We start from the raw sequence: 13,807 nt of genomic DNA on the forward strand, positions 1-13,807 counted from the left end.
GGCCTCGCTCAGGTGCCGCTGATCCCGGCGAGGCGGCGGACCGCTGCGAGCCCCTCGGGCGACCCGGGCCAGTGCCGGCTCAGGGCCTCCGCGCCGGCATGCCTGGTCACGGATCGGAGGGCGAGCGCCACGATGACGGCGTCGTCGGCGTACCCGATCACCGGGATGAAGTCGGGCACGAGGTCGAGCGGCAGCGCGAGGTAGCCCAGCAGCAGCCAGAGCCGGATCCGGACGCCCCGCGGGACCGACGGGTCGGCCGCCAGCCGGCGCAGCAGCCGGACGAGGTCGGGGAGCAGCCGCAGCGCGTCGCGGACCCGTACGTCGTCCGGCCGGCCCAGCCACAGCGCCGCGACCAGGGCCAGCCACACGAGCAGCAGCCCGCCACCGACGGCGATCAACCAGGTCCACCCGCTCCCGTCCACCCGCCCAGTGTCCCGGTACGCCGCACCGCCCCCGCCCGAGCATGGCCGAACGGGGGCGGCGTGTGCCGGCGCGGCGTCAGGAGCGGTTGACCGGCCGGTTGCTGCGGATGGTGCCGTGCGGATCCACCTCCGCCTTGACTGCCACGAGCCGTTCCAGCGCGGTCGGGGAGAACGCGCTCGTCGGGTCGTGGTCGTCGGACAGGAAGTTGAACGCCCGCCGCCCGGTGAGGTGCTCGCCGAGGGCGGTGCGGACCTCGGCGAACGCCTGACCGATCGCGTATGCCACCTCGGGGGAGACCGGCACGCCCAGGCAGAACAGCTGGTAGGGCTCGGACAGCGCGCCGGCCGCTCCGTCGGCGTCGGTGGCGCGGGTCAGCGCGCCACCGAGGTGACGGACCTGCACCACGACCAGGGGCGAGTCCGGGCCACCGGCAGCCGCCAGCAGGCGGTCGATCGTGACCTCGTCGAAGTCACGCAGCAGCCCCGACAGCTCCATCGTGGGCATCGGGTCGACCGGCTCGGCGGCGATGCCCCCGAGCTCCGCGAGCGGGACCGTTCCGAGCGTGTCGAACCGGAGCGCCGGCAGCGACCGCAGCGGCGCCAGCAGTCGCTCCGCCTCCTCGGCACTGCCGAGGAAGGTGAGATCGACCGAGACGAAGGAGCCGCCGCGCAGCGGCTCCGGGATCTCCGGGAGCGGTGGGAACCGGAGGAGGTGCGCCCAGGCGGTGAGCTCGTCGGGGGCCGACGCGGTCACCTCCGCGAACGCGGTCATCACCGGCCGCGCCATCTCGATCGGCCACAGCAGCCGGCCGCCGTACACGTGCGGCGCGGGGTGGAGCCGGAACTCGAGCGCGGTGACGATCCCGAAGTCGCCCCCACCTCCGCGGATCGCCCAGAACAGGTCCGGGTCGCTGGCGGCGGTGACCCGGCGGAGCTCGCCGTCGCCGTCGACCAGCTCCACCGCGACGACGCTGTGCGCGGCCAGCCCGAAGGCGCGGCTGAACCAGCTGAGCCCGCCCCCGAGGGTGAAGCCGACGACCGACGGGTCCGGGCTCGACCCGGCCAGACCGGTGAGTCCGAGGTCGCTCACGGCGGCGAGCAGCTCGCCCCACTTGACGCCGGCTCCGACGCGGGCGATCCGGTTCTCCGCGTCGACGGTGATCTCGCGCAGCCCGCGGGTGCGCAGGAGGACGGTGCCGTCGAGCGCGTGGGTGGCGCCGTGACCGACGGGCTGCACGGACACGGTCATGTCGTGCCGAGCGGCCCAGCCGACGACGGCGACGACGTCCTCCTCGTCGGTGACGGTGACCACGGCGCGAGGGCGTTGGTCGACCGACAGGATCCAGGCTCGGCTCAGCGCGGTCCAGTCCGGGTGCCGCGGGTCGACGACCTGCCCGGGCAGGACGGAGGAGAGCTCGTCGAGCGCGCTCTCCACCTGGGCAGTGGTGGTCAGGTTGATGGTCATGATGGGTTCCTCTCGGGTCCAGGTCAGTGGGTCAGGTCAGTGGGTCAGCAGTGCACGGAGGGGTTCCACGGCGCGAACACCCCGTCGGGGTTGGCCTGGAAGAGCCAGACGTGCAGGTCGTAGTGGATGGGCATCCCGGGCTCGTGGCCGAGCATCGGGCCGTTGAACGGCCGGCCCCAGAGGGTCGGGCGATCGCCGTCGGTGCTGAGGTCCTGGTCGGCGTCGGCCTGGAACCACTCGGCTCCGAGCAGCTGGTAGCCGCCGTCGCCGGTGGGCAGGTAGAGCAGGATCGCCGGCTTGGTCGGGTCGACCGGCGCCATCGCGCGGGCAGGGTTCAGGAAGTGCACTCCCATCGCGCCGGCGGGGGAGGACGTGCAGTCGCTGACGGGCACGAAGCCGTCGGCGAGGGCGCGGTGGACGTCGGCGTACGGCGCCAGGTCGTGGCGGAGCTGGGCCAGGGCCTGCCCGGCGCCGTCCCGCGAGTGCAGGTCGGCGGCGGTTCCGGTCGTGGACTCGTCGCCGTGCGCGGACGCCGGGACGGTGCTCCCGACGAGCAGGGACGTCATGAGACAGGCGAGCGTGGCGGCCAGGAGGCGGATGCGTCGGGCGGAGCTGCGGTGGTGCGACATGGAGGTCTCCTCGGGTGGTGGGTCGCGTTCTGTGGCACGACGATCGACCGACCCGCTCACCACCCGGTTACCGTCGGAGCCGGCCGACTTACCGGCGGCTTACCGTCGTTCTGCCGGTGCGGCCGGCTCGCGGCGGATACCCTCCGCGCATGAGCGGGGTCCAGTTCCGTGTCCTGGGCCGCGTCGCTGTCACGGCCGGCGGTGACGACGTACGGATCCCGGGCCGCCGGGAGCGTGCGGTGCTGGCCACGCTGCTCGCTGCCCGCCGGACGGTGGTGTCGGTCGACCGGCTGATCGAGGACGTCTGGGGCGACGGGGCGAGCGCGTCCGCCGCAGGGTCGCTCCAGGTGGCGGTGTCGAGGCTGCGCTCCCTCATCGAGCCCGGCCGCGCGCCTCGCCAGGAGCCCAAGGTGCTGGTCAGCTCCGGTGCCGGGTACGCCTTGCTCGCGCCCCCGGACGACGTGGACGCCGAGCGGTTCGCGCTGCTGGTCGACGAGGCCCACGCGGCCCTCGACTCCGGCGAGCCGGAGCGCACGTTGCGGCTGTGCCAGGAGGCGGGTGAGCTCTGGTCCGGCGCGCCGTTCGCGGACGTCATCGACAGCGACCTGGTGACCGCGGAGCGCTCGCGCCTGGAGGACCTCCGGCTGACCTCGCTCGAGCTGGGCGCCGAGGCACTGCTGGCTCTCGGGCGACACGCGCTCGCCACCGGGGAGCTCGAGGGTCTGGTCGCCGCGCACCCTTTCCGTGAGCGGCTGTGGGGCCTCCACGCGCTCGCGCTGTACCGCTCCGGGCGGCAGGCCGACGCCCTGGACGTGCTCCGTCGCGCCCGGCGCGTGCTGGCCGACGAGCTCGGGGTGGACCCGTCGCCCGCGCTGCGCGAGCTGGAGGCGGGGCTGCTCGCGCAGGACGGCAGCCTGGAGGGTCCTTCCGGCCGGGCGTCGGCCCCCGCGCGGCGTGACGGGGCTCCCGCGCGACGGCAGGACGCGGTGATCGGGCGGCGCAGCGCGCTCACCGCGCTCGACAGCGCCCTCGAGGACGTGTTCGCCGGGGTGTCCGGTCGGGTCGTGCTGGTCAGCGGCGAGCCGGGCATCGGCAAGACCCGGGTGGTCACCCAGCTGGCCCGCACCGCCGAGGAGCGCGGAGCCCGGGTGCTCTGGGGCCGCTGTCACGAGGCCGACGTGTCCCCGGCGTACTGGCCCTGGGTGCCGGTGGTGCGCGAGCTGGCCGGGACGCGCCCGGGTGACGCCGTGCGCGCGTTGCTCTCACCCGCCGAGCCCTCGATGAGCAGCGACGCGAGCTCCGCCGCCCTCCGCACGTACGACGCGGTGACCCGGCTGGTGGCTCACGCGGCGCGCGAATCGCCCGTGGTGGTGGTCCTGGAGGACGTGCACTGGGCCGATGCTGCGTCGCTGCAGCTCCTCGCGTACGCCGCCGAGGCGCTCGCCGACGCTCCGGTGCTGCTCGTGGCGACCTCGCGACTGGTCGCCGACCCGCCGGAGTCCCTGCGTGCCTGCTTCGCGGCGCTGGCGCGGCAGTCGGCGACCCGGGTCGCGCTGGCGGGGCTGGTGGCCGCCGAGGTCCAGGCGCTGGTCGGGCAGCTGACCGGTGTGAGCACCGACGAGGAGCTGGCCTCGGTCCTGACCGAGCGCACCGACGGCAATCCGTTCTTCGTGATCGAGCTGGTCCGCCTGCTGGCGGCCGAGGAACGCCTGCACGCTGCCGGTGCACGGGCCATCGAGGTGCCCGACGGCGTGGGGGACGTGCTCCGGCTGCGGCTGGCCAGGCTGGACGACGACGTCCGCCAGCTGCTGTGCATCGCGGCCGTCGCCGGGCGGACCTTCGACCTCGACCTCCTCGTGCAGGCGTCGGGCCGGCCCGTCGAGGACGTCCTGGACCTCCTCGACGCCGCGGTGGCGAGCCACACCGTCGAGGAGAACGCCTCGGCCGGGAGCTACCGGTTCGTGCACGCGCTCGTGCGGGAGACGCTCTACGGCTCGCTCTCGGTGGCCCGGCGGGGACTGCTCCACGCGCGTCTCGCCGAGCTCCTCGAGCCGCGGCTGGCCGCCGACCCCGACCTGGTCGCCGAGGTCGCGCACCACTTCGTCCTGGGGGCTGCGCTGCGGCCGGCACTCGTCGAGCCGGCGGTGCGGCACTCGATGCGGGCGGCGCGGGTCGCCGAGGCGCGCGGCGCGCTCGACCAGGCCCTGGTGCACTGGGAGGAGGCGCTGGACGCCGAGTCGCGCGAGCAGAGCGCCCCACGGCGCAGGTACGACGTGCTGCTCGGTCTCGGGCGTGCTCGTCACCGCCGCGGAGACGTCGCGGGGTCGCGCACCGCCCTGACCGAGGCCGTCGAGCTCGGCCGTTCGCTCGGCGATCCGGCGCTCATGGCCGAGGCGGCGACCAGCTTCCGCGGGGCGGGGGTCTGGCACTGGCGGGAGTTCGGCACCAGCGACCCGACGATGGTGGCCGTCCTGGAGGAGTGCCTCGCCGCGCTGCCGCTCGGACCGCTGCGGGCGCGCGTGCAGGTGAGCCTGGCGATGGAGCTGAACTACGAGTGGAGGTGCCTCGAGGCAGGGGCAGTGGGCGCAGGCGCGGTCGACGCCGTGCGCCCGCTCGACGACCACGAGCTGTTCGCCGACGTGATCGTCATGCGCACGCTCCAGCTCTGGGGCAAGCCCGGAGCAGCCGGCGTCCGGATCGAGCTCGCGGAGGAGGCGCTCACGCGTCCGTTGTCGCTCGAGCAGGAGCTCTACGTGCGGTTCGGCTCCGCCGCTGCCCGGGTCCAGCTCGGCGACACGTCCTCGGCGGTCGCGCAGATGAACCGCTGCGTCGAGCTGACCCGGCGGCTGCGGCACAGCGGAGCCGACGTACCGATCGCCTGGTGGTTGTTCTACCGGGCCGTCGACGCGGGAGACGTCGCCGCCGCCGAGGTCCTCCTGCAGGACGCGCTCAGGAGGCACCGGCAGAGCTCGACGGTGGCGATCAGCGACATGGAGCCGATGGCCCGGCTCCGGCTCGCCGGCCCCGGTGCGGAGGTCTCCGACGCCTGCGTCGAGCAGGCTCGGGTCCATGCCAACCCGGCGTTCCGCGCGTTCGTCGCCCACGCACTGGCCGAATCGGGCCGGGCGGACGAGGGGGTCGACCTGCTCGGCGGCCCCGTCCCGGACGGGGCGTGGGACTACGCGTCGGTGGTCGGGGACTGCCTGCGGGTGGACGCCCTCGCCACCGCGGGGCGTCGCGATCAGCTCGAGCCGGCGCTGCTCCGGATCATCGACTGGGGCGAGGAGTTCGCGATCTACGGGTCCACGGACTGCATCGGCTCGTTGCACTACTTCATCGGCCGGGGGCTCGAGGCGCTCGGAGACGCCGACGCCGCCCGGACCCGCTACGCCCTGGCGCGCGACCGCAACCGCGCCGCCGGCATCACGCCCTGGCAGGAGCGCGCAGAGCGCCGGCTGGCGGCTCTGGTCCGGTGAGCCCCGCGGCGCCGGGGTCGGAACGCCTCGTGATGTGGGACCAACGGCCCTCGGACCCGAGGGCACGAGCGACGAGAGTGGGGGGCGGAGGACGTGCCGCAGAAGCGGCGGTGCCCGGAAAGGTTCGGTGAGAGCGATGTTCGCGAAGGCAGGAGACCGCTTGGTCATCCACGGTCACCACGTCGGTGAGCCCGACCGGGACGCGGAGATCCTCGAGGTCCGGCACGCCGACGGCAGCCCGCCCTACGTGGTGCGCTGGTCGGACTCCGGCCACGAGGCGCTGGTGTTCCCGGGACCGGACGCGTACGTCGAGCACTTCGAGCACCAGCGGTCGGACGCCTGACCCACGTCCTCTTCGAGCAGGGCACCGGGTGCAGAGTGGACCATGGCCCTCGCCGTCTGCCTGCTGCTGGACCCGCCCGCCGACGCCGTCGTACGCCGGCTCTGGGCCCGGCTCGAGGAGGCCGGCGTGCCCTCGCTGGCGTCGCACACCCACGGCCGCCACGTGCCGCACCTGACCTACGCGTCGCTGCGGACCTGGGACCTCGCTGCGGTCACGGCCGCGCTCTCCGCGCTGCCCGCCGGGCCCCCGATGCGGCTGCACCTCGACGGTCTCGGCGTCTTCCGGCGCAGCCGGTGCTGGCTCGCGCCGGCGCTGACGCCGGACCTCGAGCCGCGACAGCGGGCCGTGGCCGAGGCCGCCGTCGCGACCGGTGCCGACCTGCACAAGCACTACCGGCCGGGCGAGTGGACCCCGCACGTGACACTTGCGCCGCGCCTCCACCTGGATCAGCTGCCGGTCGTCGCGCACCTGGTCAACGACGTGCTCCCGCTGGTCACGACGGCCTCACGAGCCGCCCTGATCGACACCAGCACGGGGGACCGGCACGGTCTCCCGCACCTCGTGTGACGGCGTCTCCCCGGGAGGAGCCCTCTCGCGCTAGGGTAGAACGTGTTCCAGTTTTCCGCCCGGAGGAGCCCCCATGCGCACACCCGTCTGTGACGAGCTCGGCATCGAGTTCCCGATCTTCGCCTTCACCCACTGCCGCGACGTGGTGGTCGCGGTGGCCAAGGCCGGCGGGTTCGGCGTCCTCGGGGCGGTCGGGTTCACTCCCGAGCAGCTCGAGATCGAGTTGAGCTGGATCGACGAGAACATCGGCGACCGCCCCTACGGCGTGGACATCGTCATCCCCAACAAGTACGAGGGCATGGACTCCGAGATGTCCGGCGACGAGCTCGCCGAGATGCTGCGGAAGATGGTGCCCCGGGAGCACCTCGAGTTCGGCCGCAAGATCCTCGCCGACCACGGCGTGCCCGTCGACGAGAGCACCGACGAGGACACGCTGCAGCTGCTCGGCTGGACCGAGGCCACCGCGACGCCCCAGGTGGAGGTCGCCCTGCAGCACCCGAAGATGACCCTGATCGCCAACGCCCTCGGCACGCCGCCGGCCGACATGATCGAGCACATCCACGCGGCCGGGAGGAAGGTCGCGGCGTTGTGCGGCTCGCCGTACCAGGCGCGCAAGCACGCCGACGCGGGCGTCGACATCATCATCGCCCAGGGCGGTGAGGGTGGCGGCCACTGCGGCGAGGTCGGCTCGATCGTCCTGTGGCCGCAGGTGGTGAAGGAGGTCGCTCCGGTGCCGGTGCTGGCCGCGGGCGGGATCGGCAGCGGCCAGCAGATTGCCGCTGCGCTCGCCCTCGGCTGCCAGGGCGCGTGGACCGGCTCGCAGTGGCTGATGGTCGAGGAGGCCGAGAACACCGCGGTGCAGCAGAAGGCGTACGCCGACGCGACCAGCCGCGACACCGTGCGCAGCCGCTCGTTCACCGGCAAGCCCTGCCGGATGCTCAAGAACGACTGGACCGAGGCCTGGCAGACGCCGGGCAACCCCGAGCCGCTGGGCATGCCGCTGCAGTACATGGTCTCCGGCATGGCGGTGAAGGCGACCCACAAGTACCCCGACCAGACCGTCGACGTGGCGTTCAACCCGGTGGGTCAGGTCGTCGGCCAGCTGACCAAGGTCGAGAAGACCGCCACCGTGGTCGAGCGCTGGGTGGAGGAGTACGTCGAGGCCACGACCCGGCTCGACGAGCTGAACGCCGCCGCGCTGTGACGCGGCGGCGGCGCTCACCGGTGGCGCACCGAGACCAGCTCGACCGTCTCCGTGCCGCCGGCGATGTCCTGCTCGCGCACGATGCCGAGCCCGGGCGCGTAGTACTTCGCAGACATGACCCGTGGCTCGAGCCGGCTCCACTCGAAGGTGCGCACGACCTGGCGCAGACGCCCGTAGGGGACGCGCACCGTCGCGTTGCGTTGCACGATCCAGGCCTGGTCCTCGGCGTGCCCGCGCAGGTACTCCTGCCGGTGGGCGTCGGTGGGTTGCGGGTCGGCGGGCATGATCGTGCCCTGCACCGCGCCGGCGACCCCGGCCTGCCACGACCCCTCCCGGCTCTCGAGGTGACCGTGCTCGTCGTAGGTCGCGGTCTGCTCGCCGAAGTACCAGACGTTGCCGTCGTCGTCGGCGGCGTACCAGTCATGGGTCTTCTCCGCGAGCGTCCCGTCCTGGCGACGCATCACGTCGCGCACCACGGTCGTCGCGACTCCGAGGATGACCTTCGTGCGGTCGGTGACGGTGACCACCTCGCGGAACCGCTCACCGTCCTCCCGGGCGCGGTAGTGGGACACCGTGCCGGGGCGCAGGGGGAAGTACGCGTTCTCCTGCGGATGGTCGAACTGCGCGGTGCGCCCGCGGGACGCTGCCGCGGACGTTCCCGACGCAGGCCCGGCCGGACCGCCGGTCGCGACCGGCGCCCCGGCGACGACGCCGGTCGCGACGATCGCCGCGACGGCCGCGCCTGCCGTGGATCGGATGGTGCTCATCGGCTGCTCCTCTCTGGTTCCTCCACGATCCTCCTGAGTCGGCTGGGCGACAACGCTCGTCGTTGCCGACCACCGAGCGCGGCCGTGAGGGCAGGCTCACCAGGTCGACGAAGGTCTTGAAACGGGACCAACGGCCCGTGGTCCCCGGGTCGAGCGTCAACTGAGGTAAGGCTGTCCGACTCCCGACAGCGACGGTCGGATCAGGTCGAATGGATCCAGGCGGAAGGTCCGCAGCGAGGTCCAGGTGATGGCGATGAACCCGACACAGCAGGTGGCTCCGGCCGGTCGGCCGGTCAGCCCCCAGGTCGACCGAGCAGCCAGCTGTGGCTGCGGCCAGGACCTCGAGTGCTGCTCCGCCGGCCACTGCCCCCGGTGCGGGACCCAGCTCGGCTCGTCGCGGTTCGAGGCGACCGGCTTCTGGCAGGCCGCCTGAGCCTCCGCGCCCGCGGCGACCGCGCCCTCGGTCGCCGTGCCCCGGCCTGAGGCCCGGACGGAGAACCGTCCGGGCCTCAGTGACCGGCGAGCGGCGCGGGGTCAGACGCCGCTCGTCGGGGTGGCCGCCGGGGCGGCCGACGGTGCGCCGCGCCTCAGCGCCACGACCAGGAGGACGACGCCGACGACCAGTCCGAGGCCGGCCGTGACCAGCAAGGTGGGAACCAGCCAGTCGAGGGCCGGCACGGTCGCACCGGCGGCCGCGTCAGCGGTGACGCCGGAGCTGCCGTCGGCGTTCATCACGACGAGCGTCCACTCGCCGCTGCGGGCGGGCCAGATCAGCTCCTGGGTCCCGCTCCCGCTCACCTGGGCCACCCAGATGTCGCTCGCGGTCGGGAGCGTGCTCGGCGCGCCGCCGGTGCTCGTCTCGTAGACGGGCTTGTCGGTGAAGTCGGTCAGCGTCGCGTGCTCGACCCCGCGCAGGTAGGCGTTCGCGTCGGCGGTCCGGGCGATGCCCAGGAACACGGGCCGGGTCCCGGTCGCGGTGACCTTGACACTGCCCAGGAGCTGCTCGGGCACGAACGCCGACGAGACGTTCGCGTCGAGGGTGATGCTGGTGGTGGCGATCGCGTAGCCGCCGGCGGTCAGCTGCGTGGTGCCGCTCATCAGGAAGCCGTCGTGGTCACGCAGCCCGTGGTCGGCGACCGCGAGGGCGCCGCCCGCCAGTCCGACGCCGGCGGAGGCGAGCACGAACACGCTCCCGGCCACGAGCGCGACGATCCGACCGGCGCTCCACCGGAAGCCGGACGGCGTCACCGACGCGGGGGCGCCGGTCGAGCCGACCGTGCTGACACGCGCCACGGGGGCCGGCCCAGCCGGGTCCGCGGGCCACGAGGTGGTCGCCACAGGGCCGGCCATTGGCCCTGCCGCGGGGCCGGACGGGGGTGTGCCCGTGGCAGCGTGCAGCACAGAGGGGTCGTCTCCGCCCTGGTCGAGACGGAAGGGCGGGTAGACGTCGGTCATCAGGGCGGCGTACGCCGCGACGCGGAGCACCCAGCGGTTCAGGCCGAGCACCAGATCGAAGATCGAGCGCGGGTAGCGGCCGCTGAAGAGCAGGACGACCGCCGCGAAGAGGACCAGCAGCGAGATCAGCCCGCCGCCGCTGGTCTGCCAGGTGTGGTCGGTCTGCGTGGCGTCGCTCGCGGCCCAGCCGACACCGCCCAGGAAGAGGCCGACCACGAGGTAGTGCGGGATCGCGAGCAGCCACCACTTGACCAGCACCAGGCCGCGCGAGAGCCGCTCGGGGTAGTCGATCTCGAGGTGGGCCGGGTAGTCCGGGACGTCCTGGAGCGAGAACGGCGGGTAGCGGTCGGTGCCCAGGGCGCCGTACGCGTAGTAGGAGACGCGCCAGGTCCAGCGCAGCACGCCGACGTTGAAGTCGAAGATGCCGCGGGGGTAGCGGCCGGTGAAGAGGATCGTGAAGAAGGCCACGAAGCTCAGCACCACGAAGGCCAGCCAGAGGAAGGCCAGCACGATGTAGTGCGGGATGGCCAGGAGCCACTTGAACAACCACTGCCAGCGGCTCAGCTTGGGGTCGATGTGTGCTTCCACGTGCACGGGATAGAACGCGGTCATGTGCCTCGCCTCCAGGTTCTCCTCCCACTCTTCTCCGCTCCGGCGCAGACCGTCAGGGACCAAAGCCGCGAGCTCCGGGACCACCGTCTCTGGTGCAGGTCACCGCCACCTGCTCCGTCGGCGACGGCCTTCGACCCGGCCTGCCGATGCCGTTCGGCCCTTCCCTCCGCGAGGCTGCGTCGGCAAGGCTCGGAGTGAGCGATCGGAGGTGGAACCGTGACCGACAACCAGAGGATCGAGAACGCCGCCGCGGCGCGGGAAGCGACCGAGGCAGCCGGACACCCGCACGCACGGGGTTCACGGGCAGCTGACATCGAGGGTGGCCTGATGCGCTACCTCGCGGCCGAGGCCTACCACGAGAAGGCTGCCGAGGACGCCGAGGAGAAGACTCCGGGCAAGGCGAAGAGCGGCACGTCCCGGTGATGCGGGCGTGGGCGGTCTCGGGACGTCCTGGCGTGCCGGGGCGGCTCGCCGCCGTCGATCGCGCTGTGCCCGAGTGCGCTCCCGACGAGGTGCTCGTGAAGGTGGAGGTGTGCGGTGTCTGCCGCACGGACCTCCACCTCGCGGACGGAGACCTGACCGCGAAGGCGCCCGGCCGCGTGCCCGGCCACGAGGTCGTCGGCGAGGTGGTCGGCACGGGGTCGGCTGCCACGCGCTTCCGCGTCGGCGACCGGGTCGGGATCGCGTGGTTGCGGCGGACCTGCGGCCGCTGCCGGGAGTGCCGGTCCGGTCGGGAGAACCTCTGCCGCGCGTCGGAGTACACCGGGTGGGACGCCGACGGGGGGTTCGCCGAGTACGCCGTCGTGGCCGAGGGGTTCGCCTACCGGATGCCCGCCGCCTTCTCCGCAGAGGACGCCGCGCCGCTGCTGTGCTCGGGGATCATCGGGTACCGGGCGCTGCGCCGCGCGGCGGTTCCACCCGGCGGCCGGCTCGGCCTCTACGGCTTCGGGGCCAGCGCCCACCTGACCGCACAGCTCGCGATCGCGCAGGGCGCCGAGGTGCACGTGCTCACCCGGGGTGAGGACGCCCAGCGGCTGGCGCTCGAGCTCGGCGCGGCATCGGCCGGCGGCGCGTACGACGCCCCGCCCGTGCCGCTCGACTCGGCGATCCTCTTCGCGCCGGTCGGTGACCTCGTCCCGGTGGCGCTCGAGGCGCTGGACCAGGGAGGAACGCTGGCGGTCGCGGGCATCCACCTGTCCGACGTACCGGTGCTGGACTACCAGCGGCACCTGTTCCGCGAGCGGACGCTGACCAGCGTCACCGCGAACACCCGTCAGGACGGTGAGGAGCTGTTGGCGCTCGCGGCCGCCCTGAAGCTGAGTCCGCGCACGACGCGGTACGTGTTCGCGGACGCCGACCGCGCCCTCGACGACCTTGCGCGCGGCGCGCTGGTGGGGGCTGCGGTCCTCGAGGTCGGCTGAGCCGGGCCGGCCCTCACGCGCCGTCCTGCCCGGCCGTCACTGAAGGGTGCGGGGGTCGTGGCGCGGGTCCCGCCCCAGGGCGAGGCCGACGGCGACCATGCCGAGCCCGAGGACGAGGTGCAGCCAGTTGTCGGCGTCGTCGACGGGCACGAAGTTGGCGCTGCCGTTCTGGTCGACGAGCAGGCCGTAGAGCCACAGGACCAGGTAGATCGCGCCGCCGCCGATCAGGAACACGCGCGCCCAGGACCAGGTGCGCGCCAGTGCGAGGCCGGCGAGGCCGAACAGCAGGTGCACGACGTTGTGCAGGACCGAGACCCCGAAGATGCCCAGCAGTTGGGCGCCTGACTGGTGGCCGGCGAACGTCATGTCGCCGTAGTGCGCCGTGATCCCGGGGACGAACCCGAGGATGCCGACAAGGAGGAAGACGGCGCCGACAGCGGCCGCGGCCTTCTGGAGGTTGGTGGCAGTCATGCCGCCCGCAGTCGTGTCACTCATGCACCGCAGGTACCCGGTCAAGCACCGGCTGACGCGGCCCACCTGCTCGTCGTTCCTGTCCGGTTCCTGCCGGACGGAGGCGATCTCCACGCCGAAGGGGAGAAGGTCCTCGCTCGACGGAGGACCTCTGCCTCTGCTGTCCGCGAGCGGGCGGAGAGAACGTGAAAGTAGCCCTTCTGGTCGGGTGGTTCCGGCCAGCCCCCACAGAGAAAGGGAAGAGACAGATGACCACCCTGGTACGCCCGGCGGAGACCCCGTTCTCGGAGTTCTTCCAGTGGCTGGACCTCAACCGGCCCTCGAGCCTGTCGGACCTCGTGCACTACATCCCGGTCGAGAGCTTCACGAAGGACGGCAAGTACGTCGTGCGTGCCGACCTTCCGGGCGTCGACCCGGAGAAGGACATCGAGGTCAAGGTGGACGGCGACGTCCTCACGATCCACGGCGAGCGCCGCGAGGAGGAGCACGAGCACGGACACAGCGAGGTCCGCTACGGCTCGTTCACGCGGAGTGTCCGCCTGCCCAAGGGCGCGACCGCCGACGAAGTGGTCGCCCGGTACGACGCGGGCGTGCTCGAAGTGACCGTGCCCCTCAAGGAAGCCCCTGCCGAACCGATCAAGGTCGCGGTGCAGCGGGCGGGAAGCAAGGAGTCATGACCGGCGCACCCGTCAGCAAGTCGTGGACCGTGCAGATCGACATCGGTGAGCACGAGGGGATGACCCGGGCCGTGGCGCACCTGCGCACCGGTGACCGGACGGCGCTCACCGGCACCGGGACCGCCCGGCTGAACCCGGCCGACCCCGACGTGCCCGAGATCGGCGACGAGCTCGCCACCGCGCGGGCGCTCTCGCAGCTGGCGCACGCACTCCTCGAAGCAGCCGCCGACGACATCTCCGGCGTGCTGCACAAGCCGGTCGAGCTGAGCGGCTGAACCACGACGATCGGAGGCCGGCG

General features: G+C 73.2%; 15 protein-coding genes. 9 read left to right on the top strand and 6 right to left on the bottom strand.

What is annotated here, in order from left to right:
* Positions 1-8 precede the first annotated feature (8 nt).
* From EFL26_RS23450 to EFL26_RS23460, 3 genes are all read right to left on the bottom strand, one after another.
* Positions 9-422: a YkvA family protein gene (locus EFL26_RS23450; protein WP_123225342.1), complete on the bottom strand. Its 414-nt coding sequence runs from the start codon at positions 420-422 to the stop codon at positions 9-11.
* A gap of 76 nt (positions 423-498) precedes the next feature.
* Positions 499-1,887, bottom strand: a complete 1,389-nt coding sequence (locus EFL26_RS23455; RefSeq protein WP_123225343.1) for an FAD-binding oxidoreductase — start codon at positions 1,885-1,887, stop codon at positions 499-501.
* A gap of 44 nt (positions 1,888-1,931) precedes the next feature.
* Complete coding sequence (locus EFL26_RS23460) at positions 1,932-2,516, bottom strand: hypothetical protein (protein WP_123225344.1); 585 nt, start codon at positions 2,514-2,516, stop codon at positions 1,932-1,934.
* 149 nt (positions 2,517-2,665) lie between these two features.
* Between EFL26_RS23460 and EFL26_RS23465 the strand changes: the two genes are divergently transcribed.
* The 4 genes from EFL26_RS23465 (at position 2,666) to EFL26_RS23480 (ending at position 8,106) form a co-directional block, all read left to right on the top strand.
* Positions 2,666-5,992: an ATP-binding protein gene (locus EFL26_RS23465; protein WP_123225345.1), complete on the top strand. Its 3,327-nt coding sequence runs from the start codon at positions 2,666-2,668 to the stop codon at positions 5,990-5,992.
* Positions 5,993-6,128: 136 nt separating this feature from the next.
* Positions 6,129-6,335, top strand: coding sequence for a DUF1918 domain-containing protein (locus EFL26_RS23470; RefSeq protein ID WP_123225346.1), 207 nt, complete (start codon positions 6,129-6,131; stop codon positions 6,333-6,335).
* 42 nt (positions 6,336-6,377) lie between these two features.
* Entirely contained in the window at positions 6,378-6,902 is a 525-nt protein-coding gene (locus tag EFL26_RS23475) for a 2'-5' RNA ligase family protein (RefSeq protein ID WP_123225347.1), read from the top strand.
* 73 nt (positions 6,903-6,975) lie between these two features.
* Entirely contained in the window at positions 6,976-8,106 is a 1,131-nt protein-coding gene (locus EFL26_RS23480) for a nitronate monooxygenase (RefSeq protein WP_123225348.1), read from the top strand.
* A 14-nt stretch (positions 8,107-8,120) separates the two neighbouring features.
* Here EFL26_RS23480 and EFL26_RS23485 read toward each other — a convergent pair whose 3' ends face one another.
* Positions 8,121-8,873: a hypothetical protein gene (locus tag EFL26_RS23485; protein WP_123225349.1), complete on the bottom strand. Its 753-nt coding sequence runs from the start codon at positions 8,871-8,873 to the stop codon at positions 8,121-8,123.
* A 253-nt stretch (positions 8,874-9,126) separates the two neighbouring features.
* Between EFL26_RS23485 and EFL26_RS23490 the strand changes: the two genes are divergently transcribed.
* The gene (locus EFL26_RS23490; RefSeq protein ID WP_148046817.1) at positions 9,127-9,306 is read left to right on the top strand and encodes a hypothetical protein; all 180 of its coding nucleotides are present in this window, start codon (positions 9,127-9,129) and stop codon (positions 9,304-9,306) included.
* 101 nt (positions 9,307-9,407) lie between these two features.
* Here EFL26_RS23490 and EFL26_RS23495 read toward each other — a convergent pair whose 3' ends face one another.
* Complete coding sequence (locus EFL26_RS23495) at positions 9,408-10,940, bottom strand: DUF4389 domain-containing protein (RefSeq protein WP_123225351.1); 1,533 nt, start codon at positions 10,938-10,940, stop codon at positions 9,408-9,410.
* 216 nt (positions 10,941-11,156) lie between these two features.
* Between EFL26_RS23495 and EFL26_RS23500 the strand changes: the two genes are divergently transcribed.
* Positions 11,157-11,363, top strand: coding sequence for a hypothetical protein (locus EFL26_RS23500; RefSeq protein WP_123225352.1), 207 nt, complete (start codon positions 11,157-11,159; stop codon positions 11,361-11,363).
* Positions 11,363-12,361: a zinc-dependent alcohol dehydrogenase family protein gene (locus EFL26_RS23505; RefSeq protein ID WP_123225353.1), complete on the top strand. Its 999-nt coding sequence runs from the start codon at positions 11,363-11,365 to the stop codon at positions 12,359-12,361. The genes EFL26_RS23500 and EFL26_RS23505 overlap by 1 nt, the downstream gene beginning before the upstream one ends.
* Positions 12,362-12,397: 36 nt before the next feature.
* Here EFL26_RS23505 and EFL26_RS23510 read toward each other — a convergent pair whose 3' ends face one another.
* Complete coding sequence (locus tag EFL26_RS23510) at positions 12,398-12,856, bottom strand: DUF4383 domain-containing protein (protein ID WP_246000360.1); 459 nt, start codon at positions 12,854-12,856, stop codon at positions 12,398-12,400.
* A gap of 224 nt (positions 12,857-13,080) precedes the next feature.
* Here EFL26_RS23510 and EFL26_RS24430 point away from each other — a divergent pair, with 224 nt between their 5' ends.
* Together EFL26_RS24430 and EFL26_RS24435 are read left to right on the top strand one after the other, a co-directional pair.
* On the top strand, positions 13,081-13,509 hold the full coding sequence (locus EFL26_RS24430; RefSeq protein WP_183408350.1) for an Hsp20/alpha crystallin family protein: 429 nt from the start codon (positions 13,081-13,083) through the stop codon (positions 13,507-13,509).
* The gene (locus tag EFL26_RS24435) at positions 13,506-13,784 is read left to right on the top strand and encodes a DUF1876 domain-containing protein (RefSeq protein WP_183408351.1); all 279 of its coding nucleotides are present in this window, start codon (positions 13,506-13,508) and stop codon (positions 13,782-13,784) included. Before EFL26_RS24430 ends, EFL26_RS24435 begins: the two co-directional genes overlap by 4 nt.
* The last annotated feature ends 23 nt before the right edge of the window (positions 13,785-13,807 follow it).

This window comes from Nocardioides pocheonensis, assembly GCF_003725535.1.
Lineage (GTDB): Bacteria > Actinomycetota > Actinomycetes > Propionibacteriales > Nocardioidaceae > Marmoricola > Marmoricola pocheonensis.